The sequence below is a fragment of the Belliella alkalica genome, from assembly GCF_022549785.1.
Classification (GTDB): Bacteria; Bacteroidota; Bacteroidia; order Cytophagales; family Cyclobacteriaceae; genus Belliella; species Belliella alkalica.
In genome coordinates, this window is record NZ_JAKZGO010000015.1 from 84,411 (window position 1) to 103,540 (window position 19,130).

General features: G+C 36.2%; 16 protein-coding genes. 11 read left to right on the forward strand and 5 right to left on the reverse strand.

The window, feature by feature from the left end; all coding sequences use genetic code 11:
* Positions 1-153: 153 nt before the first annotated feature.
* From MM213_RS15975 to MM213_RS15985, 3 genes are all read left to right on the forward strand, one after another.
* Complete coding sequence (locus tag MM213_RS15975; protein WP_241413856.1) at positions 154-1,311, forward strand: DUF4221 family protein; 1,158 nt, start codon at positions 154-156, stop codon at positions 1,309-1,311.
* 227 nt (positions 1,312-1,538) lie between these two features.
* The gene (locus tag MM213_RS15980; RefSeq protein ID WP_241273180.1) at positions 1,539-1,745 is read left to right on the forward strand and encodes a type II toxin-antitoxin system VapB family antitoxin; all 207 of its coding nucleotides are present in this window, start codon (positions 1,539-1,541) and stop codon (positions 1,743-1,745) included.
* Positions 1,742-2,119: a PIN domain-containing protein gene (locus MM213_RS15985; protein ID WP_241413858.1), complete on the forward strand. Its 378-nt coding sequence runs from the start codon at positions 1,742-1,744 to the stop codon at positions 2,117-2,119. The genes MM213_RS15980 and MM213_RS15985 overlap by 4 nt, the downstream gene beginning before the upstream one ends.
* 3 nt (positions 2,120-2,122) lie before the next feature.
* On the opposite strand, the gene MM213_RS15990 is transcribed toward MM213_RS15985, so the two are convergent.
* A complete protein-coding gene (locus tag MM213_RS15990) occupies positions 2,123-2,296 on the reverse strand; it encodes a hypothetical protein (protein WP_241413860.1) in 174 nt (57 codons plus the stop codon).
* A 279-nt stretch (positions 2,297-2,575) separates the two neighbouring features.
* Here MM213_RS15990 and MM213_RS15995 point away from each other — a divergent pair, with 279 nt between their 5' ends.
* Entirely contained in the window at positions 2,576-2,851 is a 276-nt protein-coding gene (locus MM213_RS15995) for an AbrB/MazE/SpoVT family DNA-binding domain-containing protein (protein WP_241413862.1), read from the forward strand.
* Positions 2,852-3,082: 231 nt separating this feature from the next.
* Here the strand turns inward: MM213_RS15995 and MM213_RS16000 are convergent, their stop codons facing one another.
* The 4 genes from MM213_RS16000 to mnmA form a co-directional block, all read right to left on the reverse strand.
* Positions 3,083-3,415 carry a type II toxin-antitoxin system PemK/MazF family toxin gene (locus MM213_RS16000; RefSeq protein WP_241413863.1) on the reverse strand — a complete coding sequence of 111 codons (333 nt, stop codon included), beginning with the start codon at positions 3,413-3,415 and terminating at the stop codon, positions 3,083-3,085.
* Entirely contained in the window at positions 3,400-3,618 is a 219-nt protein-coding gene (locus MM213_RS16005; protein ID WP_241413865.1) for a hypothetical protein, read from the reverse strand. Before MM213_RS16005 ends, MM213_RS16000 begins: the two co-directional genes overlap by 16 nt.
* A 180-nt stretch (positions 3,619-3,798) precedes the next feature.
* Positions 3,799-4,500, reverse strand: a complete 702-nt coding sequence (locus MM213_RS16010; RefSeq protein WP_241413867.1) for a pseudouridine synthase — start codon at positions 4,498-4,500, stop codon at positions 3,799-3,801.
* A gap of 3 nt (positions 4,501-4,503) precedes the next feature.
* On the reverse strand, positions 4,504-5,715 hold the full coding sequence (mnmA, locus tag MM213_RS16015) for a tRNA 2-thiouridine(34) synthase MnmA (protein ID WP_241413869.1): 1,212 nt from the start codon (positions 5,713-5,715) through the stop codon (positions 4,504-4,506).
* A 619-nt stretch (positions 5,716-6,334) separates the two neighbouring features.
* Here mnmA and MM213_RS16020 point away from each other — a divergent pair.
* The 7 genes from MM213_RS16020 to MM213_RS16050 form a co-directional block, all read left to right on the forward strand.
* The gene (locus MM213_RS16020; protein ID WP_241413871.1) at positions 6,335-7,858 is read left to right on the forward strand and encodes a DUF4394 domain-containing protein; all 1,524 of its coding nucleotides are present in this window, start codon (positions 6,335-6,337) and stop codon (positions 7,856-7,858) included.
* 95 nt (positions 7,859-7,953) lie between these two features.
* Positions 7,954-8,214: a hypothetical protein gene (locus MM213_RS16025; protein WP_241413872.1), complete on the forward strand. Its 261-nt coding sequence runs from the start codon at positions 7,954-7,956 to the stop codon at positions 8,212-8,214.
* A gap of 114 nt (positions 8,215-8,328) precedes the next feature.
* Positions 8,329-8,763 (forward strand): reverse transcriptase family protein, encoded by a 435-nt coding sequence (locus MM213_RS16030; RefSeq protein ID WP_241413874.1) that lies wholly within the window; start codon positions 8,329-8,331, stop codon positions 8,761-8,763.
* 312 nt (positions 8,764-9,075) lie between these two features.
* Positions 9,076-9,282, forward strand: coding sequence for a reverse transcriptase domain-containing protein (locus tag MM213_RS16035; RefSeq protein ID WP_241413875.1), 207 nt, complete (start codon positions 9,076-9,078; stop codon positions 9,280-9,282).
* 910 nt (positions 9,283-10,192) lie between these two features.
* Positions 10,193-12,031, forward strand: coding sequence for a sensor histidine kinase (locus MM213_RS16040; protein ID WP_241413876.1), 1,839 nt, complete (start codon positions 10,193-10,195; stop codon positions 12,029-12,031).
* Between the two features lie 264 nt (positions 12,032-12,295).
* A complete protein-coding gene (locus tag MM213_RS20995; RefSeq protein ID WP_241413877.1) occupies positions 12,296-14,470 on the forward strand; it encodes a T9SS type A sorting domain-containing protein in 2,175 nt (724 codons plus the stop codon).
* 656 nt (positions 14,471-15,126) lie between these two features.
* On the forward strand, positions 15,127-19,130 hold a 4,004-nt coding region (locus MM213_RS16050; protein ID WP_241413878.1), incomplete at its 3' end, for an Ig-like domain-containing protein.

Sequence of the window (19,130 nt, forward strand, 5' to 3'; positions counted from 1 at the left end):
CCAAGATAGACAAGTTCGCAAGTTAAAATGGAAATAGGATTGAAATATTTCAGCAGTTAGTTTTTAACTTTTGGTTTCAATGTCCTTAGGAGTTTGATTTTTTAAATTAATATCTTAGGTTTGAAATGAACTAATGTTTTGAAAATGAAAAATGTGAATTCTTTAATATTGATTTCTTTATTGTTTTTTTGTGCCTGTGGTCAGCAAAATGTTGAAGAAAACAAAAACTACGGATTAGAATCAATAGATAATATTGCATTAAAGATCGATGAAACTACCCCAAATTTCAGCATGGGTTTGCAGTACTTTGCTGATGGAGATCAGGAGTGGGTTTTTAATATCAATTGGAATACAAATTCTCTTCAAATGTATGAGTTACCGCATGGGAATTTGGTAAAAACTATGGTTTTTGAAAAAGAAGGAGATCAGGGAATCGGTGGATTGATGGGTTTTCATATTCATACGCTTGACAGTATTTTTCTCTTTACACAACATGGGGATTCCTTTGTCCTTGTTGACACAGCAGGGAGTATCAAAGAAAGATTCAGATATGAAGTTCCAAAAAATCATACAAATGCATTTGTCCACAATGTAAGCTATGTGACACCACCAATAATCCGAGGCAAGGAGATATTTTTTAAGACTAGGCCGGCAGTAGTGAGTAATTACCTTGAAATGACAGATGAACTTTTATCCACTTCAAGTTTAGGTTTTAAGTTGGATATGGGATCATTGGAGCTTGATTTATTACCCCATCGATACCCAAAGGGATATTTGGAAAATGGGCTTAGGAGATTTGAAAATAGCAGAGCTCAAGGCAAAAGTAAGGTCGTTTACTCCTTTTTCGGGGATCATAATTTGTATTGGGCGGATGATTTTGATACTCCTTTGAAAGCTGTAGATGGAAGAAGTGAATTTTTGAATGAAAGATTACCTTTGTTGCCGAAAGAAGGAGTTCCCATTGAATCACAGAAGTACAGTTTTGCTTCTTCTCGATACGATAACTTGATTTATGATCCATTCAAGGATGTTTTTTATCGATTTGCTTTTCCGGATTTGGAAGTGGAATCAGAGGAAGAGGTAAGGGCGTTGAGGAGTAATCCAGGGCCGTTTGTGGTGATGGTTTTTGACGGAGATTTGAATATTTTGGGAGAGACTTATTTTGAAGGAGGGAAATATCTTCCCATGAATGCTTTTGTTGGGCAGAAAGGACTTTATCTTTCGACTAATAACCCTGATAATTCAGATAATCAGGAAGATTTGATGGGATTTGAAGTGTTTAGTTTTGCCAGTTTTTTAGAAGCTTTCTAGGAATGAAAGAGTAGTTTTATTAAAAACTAGGATAGACTTTGTTCTGTTTTTCCAGTATTCCAATATTTCAAGCCTTTTGGCTTGGGCTTTTTTTGACCAAATTACCCGTTTAACAATGAGTCGATTTCTGAATTTGCTTCTTCTTCGGTCAAGATTTCACCTTCATTAATTTATCTCTTTATTTCTTTATACGATGAAACATCGTATTTTTGTAAAAAATTAATATTATGAAAGTTACAGCAATAATTCCTGATGATTTGATAGCTGAAGCTATGGAGCTTTCTAAGTCAGGTACGGTCACAGATACTTTGAAAATAGCTTTGATAACTTATATTAGATCTCAAAAACTAAAAGAGCTTGGGACTATGGTTTTTAATGAGCCTTTGGAATTCAAATATTCTTCTCAGGAATTACGTGATTTAAACCGAAAATGAAAGGAGTTGTATTTGATACTTCAATCTGGATTGAATTTTTGAAAGGTAATCCAAAATTCTTTGACACTTGTCAAGAACTTTTGGAAAATGACAGAGTCTTTGGGCTGGAACTGATTTTTGCTGAATTACTTCAAGGGGCAAAAGGAAATAGAGAAATTGATACGATTTTGGCTTATGCTTCGCTAGTTCCTACTCTGGATGAACCTTACTTGATTATTGAGTCGGGATTGATGTCACAAAAAAATAATTACATCAATGATGGCGTGGGATTGATAGATGCAGTGATCTTGAAAGCAGCTAAAAAAAATGATCTCCAAGTTTGGACTTTAGATAAAAAGTTGAGGAAAGTATCAGGATATGATTTGCTTTTTTAACGATCAAAGTACCAAATCCTTTACCCAGTTTGTGATGAATTTTTTTGGTTCTTCGTTTATATCATATGCCTCCATGATTTTTACAGGGTCTTCTTTGAAAAAGTGTCCAATCCCTTCAAACATCTTGGTCTTTATATTTGGGTTTTGCATGGTTTCAAGTGTTCGGATTTCCTTCAAAAATATATTGTTTTATTTAACATGTTTTAAATGATAAATTTGAAAAAGGGTTTAGGTTTTTCTCTTATTATAAGAAGGTTGAAATGATAAATTCGCATTAGATATTATGGATGTACGGAACTTTGCCACTAACTAAAAAAAAAGCTTGATTTAGCTTAGATCCGATATTAATTGATATTAGATATTCGTAGATATTGAACATAAGCAAGCAATCAACCTTGAAATTAAAGCTACTGGCAAAGAAGCGTTTAATCATTTTAGATATTTTTAACTTTAAGCATGGAAACCAAAATCAGAAAAATTGGAAATAGTAGTGGGATTATTTTACCTAAATCCTTGATTGATAAATATGATCTCTCTGAGGTGATTATTGAGGATCACAGTGATGGAATCATCATCAAGCCTGCAAAGAAATCCCTGTTTCAGGCCAAGATGGAAGAAGCCAGAAAAAACAAAACGGCCATTTACATAGAAATGGAAAGGCAAGCTGCCCAATCAGAAGTCAATGCTTTTTATGAAGAGGAAACTAAAAATTGGAGTCTTAAACGAAGATGACATGGCTGAAGTGAAATTATGTCTCGCGAAAGTATTGGAGTTGATTTTTTAAAACAACTTAAAAATGCATGATGTCTATCAAAATCCCATGGATAAGATTTACTTGAGTACGATTGAGAGGGAACTTAATAGGAATTCTTAAGTGGTTTCATCTTATTTTGGAGTTGTTCTCATTAACTTTTGAAAAAGATAACATTCTAAAATTGCTAATTAAATAGAATGGAAAATCATTCAATTTGATATTAGTTTAATGACTTTATCCACTACTTGTTTTTGGGTTGATTTATCAACTGAAGCTATTTTATATAAAATTAATTTTTGATCAGCAGTAAATAATTTGTTCGGCCTAATGTAACTTTTTTTTGCAAGTATTCCTCCAATGACTTGATCCTCTGTGATTTCAACTGAAAAAGTGTCAAAATTGAATTGAGATGTGATTTGGCAAAGTATTAAATCATTTTGTGTAGTACTTGCCAGAACTAACGCCGGGCGTCGTTTTGTATTGGAAAGGTCGCTGAACGGAAATGGAATTACTACGATATCACCTTTTATAAATCCTTCCATGCTTCATCTTCTTCTTTTTTATCCCAGTCTTTTTTCAACGAACTTTCAGAAAGCAAATATTCGCCCATAGGTTCATTTAATTCGGACTCGAAAAGATTTTCTTCAAGCAACATGAGTAATTCTTTCTTTTCTGAAGAAGAAAGAGCTATTATGGATTTTTTTAATGAGTCGAAATTAACTCTTAGGATCACATCTTTTTCCATTTTTTGACTTTTTATTCAATATATAAATTTAAGAAAAATTATCCGATATTAAATTTCAATAAAAATTCCCAAAATTGTCTTAGAATAACCTAAAACTTGACTTAAATGATAATTCTTGATTTGCTGTATTAAAAGGATTCTAAGTTGAAAGATGAAACAATGACTTGATCCTCTGTGATTTCAACTGAAATCGATTCCTAACTTCCCTAATGTTTCAACAAAATACTCTGGAAGTGGTGCTTTGATTTCAATCAATTCCTGACTGATTGGATGTTTGAAATTAAGTTTCCAAGCATGGAGTAGGAGTTTGTGAGAGTCGAGGTTTTCCCTGAAAAACCTGTTTTGTCGAGTTTCTCCATGTGTACTGTCTCCTATGATATAGTGCCGCGCATGTGCCAGATGTCTTCTGATCTGATGCATCCTTCCCGTATGGGGATAGGCTTGCAGTAGTGAGTAGCGGCTAGTTGGATAGCGCGGGGTGGAAGAGTAGGGGATCTCTGTTTCTGCCAATTTCCAGAATTCTGTCTTGCATTCTTGCAATTCCCCATCTAGGTCTTTTTTTAGTGGATGCTCGATGATCCAGTTTTCTTCCGCTGGAATTCCCCTCACCACAGTCAAATAGTGTTTTTCGATTTCTGAAGTGGGGAAAAGGGGTTGCAACAAAGCTGCAGCCTCTGGTGACTTGGAAAATAGCAAGACTCCGGAAGTAGGTCTATCGATTCTATGTAATGGATAGACCCACTGTCCGATTTGATCCCTGAGTAGTTGCATGGCAAACACAGGGATTTCGTCTTTTGCCAGTTTTGTCTTGTGGACCAATAGGCCTGTTGGCTTATTGATGGCGATGAAATGATCGTCTTCAAAAAGGATTTCTAGCAGCATTGATTAAGATATTGTGCCTGAACCTATACTTTCCTCACCTTGATACCAAGCTACAAATTGACCTGAAGCGACACCTTTTTGTGGAACATCAAATATCACATACAGTCCATTTTCTTTCATCAGCAATGTCGCTGGACTCAATGGTTGCCTGTATCGGATCCTGGCCATATATTTTGCCGATTCGCCTACTTTCAACTTCAAGTCTTCTCGGATCCAATGGATTTCCTTCGATTGGACAAACAAACCATTTCGAAGCAAGCCAGGATGTGTTTCTCCCAGTCCTGTGTAGATTACATTTTCCTTAGTATCTGTAGCAATGACAAAAAGCGGCTTGCCAGTCCCTCCAACTTGAAGTCCTTTCCTTTGTCCTACTGTAAAATAATGTGCACCATGATGCTCTCCAAGCTTTGTTCCTTGCTCAGTAGTGTAATTTTCAGGAAGACAGATAGCATTCAATGTTTCCATATCGAAATCTTCTACAGGAATTCCCGCAGGGATTTTCTTTTTTTCATAAAAGGGAAGATCCTCTGGAATTACCAATATATCACCTTTTTTAGGCTTTAGTTGTTGCTGGAGAAAATCTGGAAGCCTAACTTTTCCTATGAAACACAGCCCTTGACTATCTTTTTTGTCTGCCGTAATCAGATCTTGTTCTTTGGCGATTTTCCTTACATCAGGCTTTTGAAGATGGCCGATCGGGAAAAGAGCTTTTGCCAATTGTTCTTGACTCAGTTGGCAAAGAAAATAGCTTTGGTCTTTGTTTGGGTCGGCACCTGCGAGCAACTGATAGACTGGCTGCCCTTCTACTGCTATTTCTCCTTTTTGGCAATAATGCCCTGTAGCGACAAAATCCGCTTTTAGTTTTTGTGCTGCTTTCAAAAAGATGTCAAATTTAATTTCCCTATTACAAAGGATATCTGGATTAGGTGTTCTGCCAGCTTTGTATTCGGCAAACATATAATCTACAATTCTTTCCCGATATTCTTCGCTTAGATCTATTGCTTGGAAGGGGATTCCAAGTTTTTCTGCCACTAGCATGGCATCTGTGCTGTCTTCCATCCACGGACATTCATTGGAAATGGTGACGGATTCGTCGTGCCAGTTTTTCATAAACATCCCAATGACTTCATACCCTTGTTCTTTCAATAGATATGCCGCCACAGAACTATCCACTCCGCCGGAAAGACCGACTACTACTCTTTTCCTTGTATTCATTTTTATTCAATTTTCATGGATTCAAGGTCCATGAGGATTTCAATATTATCAAACAGTTTAACCTGTTTATAAAGTTCACAAAGTTACTTTTTTAAAATGGTTATTGAGCTGTGTCAAATCAACAAAACAGGATGTGTTAATCATTTCCACTTTTTTATATCCAACTATGAATGTCGCATTGAAAAGACCTGTAAGGTTTTCGATTAGTGCACTCCATGGATATTAATTGGCAAGTAATGTACTTGAAAGAGTAAAACTTGACAGGTCTTGCATACAAATTATACAATATGATTATCCGCAATCATGCCACTAATCAATTAAACGATTGTTTTTTGGCAAACTGATACTAATAGATATTGGACATGTATTGATATTGGTTAGAAATCACAAGTTAATTCAATTATTTAGATTCTACTGGTATGAAAACGGATATACAAATTATACAAAAACAAAAAACAATTACTTACCATACAATAGAAGAATAATGCAATGATTTGAGCATTGCATGTGATTTTTCACAACGATTGAATGATCGTTTGAATATTTTTTTCTGCGAGGTAATCCAATTAATAAAGTGATTGCGTAAGTCTTTTTCATAAACCAACAAACAAAAACTATTATGCGAAAATTTAATTTTACAAGAGGACTAAGGGTTCTCTCTATTTTGACAATGACTACAGTGATTTTTAGCTGTAATGACGATGAAAGAATGCCGGATATGGATGGACCTGGAATGGCTCCTGAAGTAGAATTCACAGCTTTGATTTCTGATAACAGAATTGCAAAGTATGATGCGAGAGAATTGAATTCACCTATGGATGTGATGAGTGTAAATGGATTGGAAAGTGGTGAAAACTTGATCAGTATAGATTATAGACCAGCTACAGGTCAGCTTTATGCTTTGGGTTCTTCCAGCAGACTGTATGTGATCAATGAAAATACAGGAGATGCTACTGTATTGGGAGAATCTTCCTTTTCACCTGCTATCATGGGAGAAAATGCTTCAATCGATTTTAACCCAACCGTGGACAGGATCAGATTGGTAACGGCTTCTGGACAAAACCTTAGGTTACATCCTGAATTGGGTACTGTAGTAGCTACAGATGGTGATATCAACGGAGGCATGAATCCGATGATTGGAGCTGTAGCATATACAAATAGTATGGCGGGTGCAAGCTCTACACAATTGTTTGATATCGATTTTTCACAGAACAAATTATATTTACAAAATCCTCCGAATGATGGTGGATTAGAGGAAATTGGTGATTTGGGAGTTGATTTTATGGGTATGGGTAATTTTGATATCATAGCTGACAACTCTACAGCTTTGGCGGTAACAAGACATGAAAATGAATCAAAACTTTACACTATCAATCTTTCTAATGGGAGAGCAGAATGGGTTGGGACATTTAATTTGCCTGTTATAGGTTTGGCTTTCAAAACTAACCCTGTAGCTTATGCTGCATCTGAGGATAATATGCTTTACAGATTTGATCCTACAAGTCCACAAATGAATGCAGTTGCTTTTAGCGGATTAATGACTGGAGAAACTGTTGTAGGATTGGATTTTAGACCTGCAAATGGTCAGTTGTATGCAATCACTAGTGCTAGCAGAATCATGACTGTTAATACTGCTAACGGTCAATTGGCGACTGTTGGTACAGCATTGACACCATTATTGATGGGAACTAGCTTTGGATTTGACTTTAATCCTACTGTTGATAGAATAAGATTGGTAAGTAATACAGGTCAAAATCTAAGGTTACATCCAGACTTGGGAACTGTAGTAGCAGTAGATGGTAATTTGAATCCAGGTTCTCCAATGGTTAATGGTGCAGCTTATACCAATAATGTAGCAAATGCTACGACAACTGTCCTTTTTGTTTTGGATAGTGAAACAAATATGCTTTACAGACAAGATCCTCCAAACGATGGTGGCTTGGTAGCAATCGGTAGCTTAGGAGTTGATTTCACTTCTGACAATGGATTTGACATCGGTGGGGATTCTAATATGGCCTTTGCTCTATTGGAAGTAGGCTCATCTACTGGGGTTTATTCTATTAACCTTTCGACTGGAGCAGCTACAAAAATTTCAGATTTTAATATCAATGCTACGGCGATGGCAGTAGGTTTAGGATTCTAAATTTACAAAAGTGTTTCAATGATGCCGACTTTGAGAGAAGTCGGCATTTTTTTGTGTGCCGTGCATGGTAACTAACTAGGTGATGAAAGTCCACTGTGGGGGTTTGTAATCGCCAACCACTAGCCAAGAGCAAGGATGTCCACTGCGAATTGGAATCTGAAGGAAGCTGGCGGCAAAACTCTGCCCTGAGGAACACGAATCTCATCAGGCATATCCAATGGGAATGGGACAAGACAACAAAACAAGTCAAAATCCAAAGATTACACGGACGTTGGAATGTAAATGAGGCGGGTACATGGAGTGAAAGTGAGTTGTCTTACCACGGGAGGTCTCATGGAAGTATGGATACGGAGTAAGAAATACGGAGTAAAGCTCGCCATGGGAAGTCAGCCGAAGCCACAGTACCAGACAATGACTATGTTTGGGAAGGGTTGAACTTTAAGGAGTGAGAACTGAATGAATGTTACCGCATGAAAGGAAGAGAGCAGAACATCTTTGAAGAAAAGACCTGGCCACAAAAGAATAGGACGGCATCCGAAGGTATTGTGGGAGGGCAGACTTTCATGTGGATAACTGAAAACAAGGTTACGGACTTTAATCAATTAGGTTATGGCATGTTAGAATACATCCTTTCACCATCAAACCTAAACGCGGCTTACTTACAAGTTAAGCGCAACAAAGATTCTGGAGGTGTTGACAAGATGGAAGTCGAATCTCTTAAGGATTATCTTGTTACTCATAAAGATGAGCTCATAACATCCATATTGCGGGGTAAATACAGCCCCACTCCAGTTCGCAGTGTAGAGATACCCAAGGACAACGGTCAGAAACGGCAATTAGGTATACCCGCTGTAGTAGATAGGGTAGTTCAACAAGCCATTTCCCAAATACTCACAGTTTTATAGGAGCCACAGTTTAGCGACCATAGCTATGGGTTCAGACCAAATCGCAGCGCCCATCAAGCACTCAAGAAGTGTAGAGATTACATCACGTGAGGATATAGTTATTCAGTTGACTTGGACTTGGAGAAGTTCTTCGACAAGGTAAACCATAGCAAACTGATAGAAGTACTCTCACGCACTATTAAAGACGGCCGGGTAGTAAGTATCCTTGATACACCAATACCTCAATGCCGGAGTGCAGGTAGGTGGTAACTTGGAGCCTAGTGAAATTGGCATTCCACAGGGTGGCCACTGAGCCCGCTCTAGAGAAACATCTTGCTTAATGAACTGGATAAGGAATTAGAGCGCAGAGGTCATAAGTTTGTCCGTTATGCAGATGACATGGTCATCTTGTGTAGGAGCAAGCGAAGTGCGGAGCGTGTAGTGGGTTCTATTGTCCGTTTCATAGAGGATAAGCTGTTATTGAAAGTGAACAGAGACAAAAGCCTAGTTGCGTACATATCCAAAGTCAAATTCCTTTAAATCTAGTCAAGCTTGGGGTCAATAAATCCAAAGCTTGGGAGTGGGCGAACACAAGAATAAAACTATTGGCACATTGCCAATAGTTTTATTCTTGCTACCACAATTACCTTAGATAGACTTAGGCAGGCAGGGTATGTATTCTTGTCAGACTACTACCAAAAGGTTAAAATCAAAACTTAAAGAACCGCCGTATACCGAACGGTACGTACGGTGGTGTGAGAGGACAGATAGGGAAGTAATCCCTCTCTTCCTACTCGATTTGAAGAATGCAAAAACTACGCGGCTCAATTAAATTCTGAGGTGAAATTTTTGCATCCTAGTGCCAGAGATACCAATTCTAACAATGTTAAACTATTTTTACTTCACTTGAATATAGTAAATATTAAATTTCAAATGATTTTCATTATTTTCAGTTTTTATACGAAAAAGTAATATGGAAGAAGGAATAACAAGTTCACTTAAAAATGAGGATTATGTTTTTGATTATGATTCAGGCCAGTTGATCGGGTATAGTCAGAGGCTGATTTTTAGTTTTGGTGAAGAAATTTTGGACATTATTTCAAACATAAGCGTATTTGAAAGTAAGCTTTTGACAGTAGAGGGAAATGTGTTTTCTTCAAAGAAGGCACAATTAAGCTTAAGGGATGATGTAAAAAACGCATGCTTTGTTTTGATAGACAATGAAAAGCTGGAGGTCAATGACATTTTTTGGATTGATAGGGTTAATAATCAGATCAAGGGTTATCTTGTTCTCAAAATTGGTAGGAGAAAGTTGGCATATAGAAATACATCTATATTGGAAGTTATTGAGAATATCACAAATCCTTATGTGGTTTTCGATGATAAATTGCAAGATGTATTGATAGCCAATGGCTGTTTGTTGGAAATGGTCCCTTTTCCTTATTCAAAAATGACCAATGATTTCCCATTGGAAATGTTTTTTAATAGTCTTGAGGAATTTGAGAGTGTGAAGGCATGGCTTTCAGGTTCAGAAAGGGAATTTAAGTTACGTGCAAAAATGTTGCTTGGCGAAAACAGTCCAAATTGGTTTGATCTTGAATTCTCAAAAATAGAAATTGAAAGTAAAAAATGTATATCGGTTAATATACTTCCCATTGAATTAATCAAGAGAGCTGAATATGAACTTAAAAAAAGCAATGAAATATTAAGCGGACTTGTTCAAATCCAAAATGATTTCTTCATAAATGAACAAGATGAAGTAACTCTCAAGAAGTTACTTGAGTTTATTTTAAAAACATCAGGTGCGGAATTGGGCTTTATCGGACAGATTACAAGTCGGTATTCTGAGAAACCTCTTCTCAAATTAGATGCAGTCTCTGAAATTTCAAATATTTCTGTTGAATCTTCAAAGTTGTTTGAGAAGTATCGTTCCAATAATTTTCTGTTCGACCATCCAGGCAACTTTATTGATAAATGCATCAAGGGGAAAAAGGTCATTATAATAAATGAATCAACGCTTTTTGGACAAATAAACCGCCCTTCAGGACATCCTTTCTTGTTTAATTTTTTAGGTATTCCGATAATCAAGGATGATCAAACAATTGCAATGGTAGGTTTAGCAAATAGAAAAAATGGTTTTGGGCAAGATTTAGTTCAAAGGTTGACTCCCTTGATTTCTTTTTATAATGTTATTGTACAAGCTATTCAGGAGAAAAATGAAAAAGAGAATATTTTAAAACAGAAGGAAGAAAAAGAGTTTTTGTTTTCTAATATTCTTGAAAAAACAAGTGATATTGTATTAATCTTGACTGGTGATCGATCTATTGAGTATATGTCACCTTCTGTAAAAAAAATTTTTGGCAAGGATACTTTTTCATTGGTTCTTAAGCTTGTAGAAGACACTTTTCAGCCTAAGTTTAAAGTTGGTAAATCTCATTTTCAAAGCTTACAAATGTTAAAATCGGAGTTAGGGGACAAATGGATAGATGTTTCTTTAGATTTATTGATGAACAATGAAGGTGAAATAAATAAAATTTTTGTTATTGGGAGAGATACGACAACGAGGATTAAACATGAAATAAAGTTAAGGGAGGCGCTTAAAAAGGAAAAAGAGGTCAATATCTTCAAATCTCAATTCATATCACTTGTTTCCCATGAGTTTAAAACTCCTCTGGCTATTATCAAATCGAGTATTGATGTGGGTAAATTTTATTTAAAAAACAATGTGGATGCTCAGAAGTCTAGAAAAATAACATTGGATAAGTTTTTAAAAATTGAGAATGAAGTTCAAAACCTTGATGAATTAGTCGGTAAGGTTTTAGAATCTGAGAAGTTAGATCAAGGCCAGTTCCCTGTCAATCTGATAGATGTAAATGTGAAACAATTTTTAGAAGAAATTATAGATAAGTCAAGATTTAGGAACACTTTGATTTATAATACTAATATCCCAGAAGATTTCACTATCAAGTGGGATAGGGTTTTAATGCAAAGGGCTATCGAGAATATTTTGGACAATGCATTAAAATACGGAAAAAACTTACCCGTTTTTTTTACAGCTACTTGTAAACAAAAAACACTTTTCCTTGTTACAAAAGATCATGGAGTAGGAATTCCAAAATCTGAGATTGATAATGTATTTAAACCATTTTTTAGAGCCTATAATGTACAAAATACTGAAGGTTTTGGTCTTGGGTTGGTTACAGTAGAGAAATTTGTTTTATTAAATAATGGAGAAATAATGATCAGTTCGATTCAAAATGAGGGCACTTTGGTTACAATGGTCTTCTAAGTTACCAAATTTGTCATCTTTAGCAGTTTTTTCGTTATCGTAAAGTCTAAAAATGTTATATTAAAAAAATATAATTTTGTTTATTTTTATTTTAAACAATTTAATTTGTTTTTTATGGCTATTAATTTGTTTTTTGTTTTGATTTAATCCTCTAGTTTTTTACTGTTAAAAATTAATTGATCAAAATCAGGATCTTCGTAGAAAGCGTTTGATTTTGCAGATTTATGACATCGAGTGCTTGATCTTTTTCAAACTTCGATGATTGTGAAAATAATTGATTCCAAATATTATCTAACGTTCTTGATTTTTGTAACACTATGTGCTTCACAGAGAGAAATTCTTGCCCAAAATGCAAGAGTGTATGCTGAAAATATAGCGTGGGGAAGAAGCTCTTTTTTGGCCGGATCTGTATCTAATTTGCCCAGAGCCCACGACTCTGATCCTAATTTATATGCAACTTTAAATGTGAGTCTTGGGCTTGGAAATTCTGTATGGATTGCTCCAATTTTTGATCATACAGTGGTCGCAGGAACTCCCGTAAGAATAAAAGTTGGAAAATCCCCAGGGTTATTGGATTTAGCTTCAAGTGTCACTATAAGAGCATTTCTTGGAGGGACTGTAGTTAGTACATCTATTAACTTGGGTTCACTCGTAGGCTTGCTATCAGGTCGAGAAATCTCTGAGGTGATTTTTACACCTGTGAATGCAAGTGGAGTTCCAGTAAGCTATGATAGGATTGAGATTAGGCTGACAGGACTTCTTTCTTTAGGCCTAAGCTTCGATGTTTTCGACGTATACTACTTATCTGATGAATTGTCTGTATGTGAGTCAGTCAAGGATTATCTTTATGGAAGTACATCTGGCTTGCTGGGCGGGTTGAACCCTGTAATTAACCCTCAGCGGGCATTTGATGGAGATTTGAGTACATATGCAGAGCTTTTGTCTGCTTTATCAGTAGGAAACAAAACCCATTTGACGGCACTTTTTGATGATCCTAGCAGATCTGGAGATTCAATCCATGTTGTATTAAAAAATCCATCCGGATTATTAGATCTTTCTTTATTGACTGAACAGTTTTCTATCAAGACCTTTATGGATAATACTTTAGTCGAAAATATGATTTCTTTGGAAAGCTTTTTAAGTCTTTCACTCTTGCCGGGTGAGTCCGATGTATATAAGCTTTCTTTCCCAACAATTGGATCTTTCAATAGGATAGAAGTATCCTTAGAAGCAGGGCTGTTAAATGCACTAGGAAGTTTACAAGTTTTTGATATTTCTAAAACTGAACATAGTGCAAATATTGAAATTGTGGATGAAGATAGTCATATTTTTTGTGTTGGAGAGTCTTTGATTTTGCAGCAGGATGTAATTTATTCAGGAGATTCCTACGAATGGAAAATCGGAGATGAAATCCTAAGTGAAGATGCAACTTTTGGCTTACCAAACGATCTTCCGGCTGGAGAATACCATATTGAGCTATACACCTACAGAGAAGGATGCATTAATGCTACTGAAGCATCTTCAATTTCTATAACTTTGATTGACGTGCCTGATAAAGAATTGATTGATGTTTACCCTTCTGGTGAAGCGAAAAGAGATGGCGATTACTTTGTCTATTATGAAGGATTAAATCCTATAACGTTAAGTCCAGTTTACAATGATCCAAATTTATTAGGTGAATTTTCTTGGTACTTAGATGAAGCATTGACAACCCCTATTTATGATGGAATGATAGACTATGATGGGACTACTTACAAAATAGATGAAAATAATGCTTTGACCATTAATGATTGGATTTTTAGAGATCCTGATATTTACAGGTTTTTCTTGGCTTACACAAATGAATTAGGTTGTTTGGATGTAAAACCCTTTGATTTTGAAGCAGTTTTTGTTATTCTTCCTCAGGGAATTACAAATTTCATGACTCAAATCAAAAATAATAGCCAAGTTCATATTTCTTGGAATTCTGAAGTTGGGAATGGTTTTTTTGAATTACTTAGAGCCCAAGAGGATTTGAATTTTTATACAATATCAACGCTTCCCATTACAACAGGGAGCAGTTATGAATTTATTGATTCTCTTCCTAAAAGTGTTAATTATTATAAGGTAGTCCATAAAGATTTTGAACAGAACCATTTATACCACTCTTCTTTACTTAGGGTGAAGCTATCTCAAATCGCAGAATATAACAATGTTATAAATGTTTTTCCAAACCCTTTTGTGAGTGAATTACACATCCTAAGTAATGCTGAGTTAGGAGCGGATGTACTTATTAAAATCACCGCTGCTGATGGAAAAATAGTTGTATCCGAAAAAATAAATAATTGGGATTCAAGAAGGGAATTTGTAGTTGAAGATCTTTTTTACTTACCAAAAGGAGCTTATATTCTTCAAATAATTGATCAAAATCAAATGTTTACATTCAAAATTTTGAAATGAAACAATTGAAATGTGTTTATTAAATTAACAAGCTCCAAAAAGGAGATCAAAGCTGCATTGAAAAAGCCACGCTATCATTCAAAATTAATGTTGTAAAGCGTGCATTAGATTTGTTGATTTTGTTCTCTTTGTATGATGGGAATCTTACTTTTAATAGAATAGATACTAACGCATTTAAAATAATATGTATATCCGCTTTCACACCAGTATCCATATTTAATTAGGTACACACCTAGAATTCAGGCAAGATCATGCTGTCAACTGTCGACAGTCAATAGTCGACGATTATCCGCTTGATCGAATTGCTTTATTTCCCTACTGGTGTCATTGCGGATAATCATATAAAATAATTATGTCTATTACTGATGTTCTATTATTTGCGTTATGCTATACTTTTTTGTAAAGATTTTGAAGATCATCTTTTAGCAATCTATTTACAAGAATAATTTTTTGTGAAAAACGAATAAACCACTGATATATAGATGTCTATATGTTTTTTGAGTGTTTTTCATAAGATCGATGATCATATAGGCAAAATTTAATACTTATAAAGTTACAAAAAGATCCCTTACGGTTACATAAAGACCCCAGCCCATATTTTGTTCTACACCCATTTGGTAGTTTTGATACTGTATCATAAAATAATCGCTTTTAATATGATTAAAAATATACCCTATTTTAAAATCTATGTATTTCTTTTTGTTGCAGTATTTGCTTTTTCAAATGCGCTGAATGCACAGATCGTAAAGTCCCTTGCAGACGAGGTGACTTTTACTAGTCCTAATAATAAACCTGTTGGTCAACCAACAGTTCTTAACCCAAATAATGCAATCAACGATACTCCGGGGAGTTTTGCAAGATTGTTGGCTACTCCGGGTGTTATACTTGGTCTGGGATCTTATGATGGAGTGATAGAGCTTCAATTTTCAGAGATGTTGGCAGCAAATACCACATCCTATATAAGGATTGATGGAGATTCTGATTTGCTTGGTGCATTGCTTGGAGGAAGCTTGGGAGGTGCTTTAGCGGATGTTGTAGGTACCTTACTGTTAGGAAGACAACAAATAAGGGTAGAAGCTAGAAATGGAAATTCCATCGTACTTTCCCGTACCAGCTCTCAAGCAGGAGGGTTTAATACAGATAATGCCAGACTGGTAACTAATCAAAATGGAGAATTCTTTTTGGCAGTTAAGCCAAATCAATCCTATAATAGGATAAGAATATTCAATAATTCTATTTCTTTGATAGGTTTATCTCAGGAATTTACTCTTGATGTTTACAATGCATTCACCTTAGAAGGGGAGGATCCTTGTGGTCAGGCCCAATTTACTTCCTTCGATGCAACAGGTATAAATGTTGATTTATTGGGATTGGGTAGTTCTGGTGTCAACGATCCTGAAAATGCAATTGATGGTAACCTAAATACTTTTTCTTCAATTAGTCCTGGCCTGTTGAGTGTTGGTGGAACAATCTCGCAGTATTTTTATTTTGGGGGTGATGCTGCTCCAAATGATGAAATCCAAGTAACTATCAGTGGAACCCCCTCTCTTTTGGATGTCAATCTTTTGGGTGATATCAGATTTGTGGCCTACAATGGTTCTGATGTAGTTTTCAACGAAACGTTGAGTGATCTAAATACAAATTTACTTGGGATTCTTCAGTTAGATTTATTGGGGCTATTATCAGATGGAAATCAAGTAAATATACCGATTCAGCCAGGGGGTGAATTCGATAGATTTGAAATCAGGTTGACTACAGTTCTGAACTTAGATGTTTTAGAATCAATAAGAATTCATAATGTTGTAAAAACTCCGGGAAGACCAACATTCGAAAATGAAGATGATGCCAACTTGTTGGTATGCAATACAGATGAGGTTACGTTTAGTGTACTTTCTCAGCCAGGTGATATTGTCAATTGGTACGCCCAGCCGATTGGAGGAACAAGTGTATTTACTGGCAATGATTATTTTGTTGGAAATGTAAGTAGAAGAACAACTTTTTATGCAGGTATTACAAGGGCAGATTGTCCAGAGGAATCTGTAAGAGTTGCCGTTACAGCTGATATTGATACAAATCCACAAGTTTTTGTTCAAGGATCACAAGTATTTAATGTAATGGTAGGTGAAAGTTTGCAATTGCCAGAAGCATTTGCTTTCAATGAAGATAATACAGCGGTACCAACTAGTTATCAAGGTCTGTCAGGAGCTCCTTTTTCAGGACCAGACATGGCAGGGCCTTTCCCGAATGGAGGAAGGTTTGTATATAGGGCTTCCGCTACGGGTGACAATTGTGAGAATTTTGTAGATATAGTTGTAAATGTTCTTGATTTGGATGATTGTCCATTGGTGTTTATCCCACAATTTGCCAACGATGGTCAAGAGGTTACTGAAAGTTCCTTGTTGGGAATTCAACTAGGTACCGTCACCAATCCTATTAATGCCGTTGACGGAGATCTTTCAACTTTTTCTTTATTAGAAGAAACTGTTGGAACTTCACTTCTTGGATTGACTGGTGAAACTTCCCAAATGCTTAAATGGAATGTGCAGGTGCCTGCTGGTAATCCTGTTACAGTTAAGCTTGGAAGAGAACTTGCTGGAGTTGCCCAAGTGGCAGCTGGTGTTTATGTGCAAGCCTTTGATAATGGTGAACCTGTTGGACCAAGGGTATTGGCAGATGGTAACTTGGTTTCTGTTTTGAATGGTTTCAATGAATTTAACTTCACCTATACTCCTACAAATTTTTCAGGTCAGGCAATATCCTATGATGCTATAAAAGTTGGTTTACTTCCACTTTTGAATACGCTCCAAACCGTCAGAGTTTATGGTGCATATTTTAATGAAACAAGCACCACCGCAGCAGTTTGTGAACCGAATTTATTCGAAATTCAGACAGGCTTTTTGTCATTGATAGGAGGCTTGGATGTTGCCAGTGGATTGACTGGTGTATTTGATCCAGAACTTGCAGTTGATGGAGATTTTGATACTTTTGCGACTCTTTCAAATGCAGTAGGTGTAAATATTTTTTCCCGACTTGAAATCGCATACAATTATCCTGCTTTTGTTGGAGACAGTTTGAATGTCAAAATTGGAATTCCAACAGGACTTTTGGATTTATCAGCCTTGGAAGGTTTCAGTATTCAAAGATTTTTGGGAAATGAAGCTATAGGCGACCCAATCGCAATTTCATCTTCATTGCTGTCTCTGACAGTTTTGGGTGGAGGAAGTGAAGGGATGCTGTCATTGGTAACTGATGTTCCATTTGATAGAATTCAGGTTTTATATGGTGGTCTCGCAAGTGTTTTGGAAGAATTGAGGATTTTTGAAATTGAATTGATTACCAATAGCCCAGTTCCAGGTGAGTTTTTTGATGAAGATGAAGAAATCTGGAAATTGGAAATTTGTGAGGGTGATTTGATCGATATCAGTGATTCGGACTGTGAAGAAGTGAAATTCTACACTACTGCAGATGGAAGTGAAGAAATTACTCCTGAAGAAATAGCTTTGATAAAAGGACCTGTTGAAGTTGTTGTATTTGTTCAATCAGTGAGATATGGTTGTGAAGTTGATTCAAAGAGGAGAGAACTTCATATAATTATAGACGCGACAGACCCTCCAGTTGCAGATGCAGATCAAGCATTTTGTGCAGTAGATAACCCTACTTTAGCTTTTATTGATATTGAAGGAGAGAATATTTTATGGTATGATGCTGCGACAGATGGTAATTTATTGGAAATAACAACGCCTTTAGTTGATGGAGCAACGTATTATGCCAGTCAAACAATTGAGGATGGTTGCGAAAGTATGGAGAGAACTGCAGTGACAGTTTCTGTGGGAGATATTGTTCCTCCGACCACAGACATGGCTGTACAGGAGTTTTGTGTATCCGACAACCCAACCATCGCTCAACTTCAAGTTGTAGGAAATGACATAGTTTGGTATGATGCGATTGAAAATGGAAATATTCTTCCTATAAACACACCACTAGTAAACGGGGAAACTTACTATGCTAGTCAAAGAGATGAAGTTTCTGGATGTGAAAGTTCAGAAAGATTGGCTGTAACTGTCGTATTGGAAAATTGTGAATCGTTTTTAAATATCACAAAAACAGCCTCTAGCCCAACTGTACTTGCAGGAGAAAACATCACATATTCTATAACTGTTTCAAATTCAGGGTTAATGTTTGCCGAGAACTTTGTTGTGACAGATGAAATCCCAGTCGGTACTGGTTTTATTTCTGCAAGCAATGGAGGTGTTTTTGATAATGGGGTAGTCACTTGGGATTTGGATAATTTGGAAGTTGGTGGTGAGATAGTTTTGGAATTAGTACTTAGTACTTTACCTGATTTGACTGCTGGAACGATAATTTCAAATTCAGCGATAGCCTCAAGTACCAATAATGAAGGAGGACCTATTGAATCCGATCCAGAGGATGTAACGGTAGAGACGGCAGCAGACCTGAATATCACCAAGACAGCGACAAGCGCTACGGTATTGGCGGGTGAAAATATCAGTTACACGATAACTATATCCAATAACGGCCCAAGTGACGCACTTCATGTGATGGTAAGCGATATGCTTCCGGCAGGAACCACATTCGTCTCAGCCGACAACGGAGGAATGAATGATTCAGGTACAGTAAACTGGAATCTTGGAACATTGGC

Bases quoted from the DNA above. Each gene is read 5' to 3' on its own strand.
- MM213_RS15995 (WP_241413862.1), top strand. From the start codon at position 2,576: ATGGAAACCAAAATCAGAAAAATTGGAAATAGTAGTGGGATTATTTTA.
- MM213_RS16000 (WP_241413863.1), bottom strand. From the start codon at position 3,415: ATGGAAGGATTTATAAAAGGTGATATCGTAGTAATTCCATTTCCGTTC.
- mnmA (WP_241413869.1), bottom strand. From the start codon at position 5,715: ATGAATACAAGGAAAAGAGTAGTAGTCGGTCTTTCCGGCGGAGTGGAT.
- MM213_RS16010 (WP_241413867.1), bottom strand. From the start codon at position 4,500: ATGCTGCTAGAAATCCTTTTTGAAGACGATCATTTCATCGCCATCAAT.
- MM213_RS16040 (WP_241413876.1), top strand. From the start codon at position 10,193: ATGACCAATGATTTCCCATTGGAAATGTTTTTTAATAGTCTTGAGGAA.
- MM213_RS16005 (WP_241413865.1), bottom strand. From the start codon at position 3,618: ATGGAAAAAGATGTGATCCTAAGAGTTAATTTCGACTCATTAAAAAAA.
- MM213_RS16030 (WP_241413874.1), top strand. From the start codon at position 8,329: ATGAAAGGAAGAGAGCAGAACATCTTTGAAGAAAAGACCTGGCCACAA.
- MM213_RS16020 (WP_241413871.1), top strand. From the start codon at position 6,335: ATGCGAAAATTTAATTTTACAAGAGGACTAAGGGTTCTCTCTATTTTG.
- MM213_RS15985 (WP_241413858.1), top strand. From the start codon at position 1,742: ATGAAAGGAGTTGTATTTGATACTTCAATCTGGATTGAATTTTTGAAA.
- MM213_RS15980 (WP_241273180.1), top strand. From the start codon at position 1,539: ATGAAAGTTACAGCAATAATTCCTGATGATTTGATAGCTGAAGCTATG.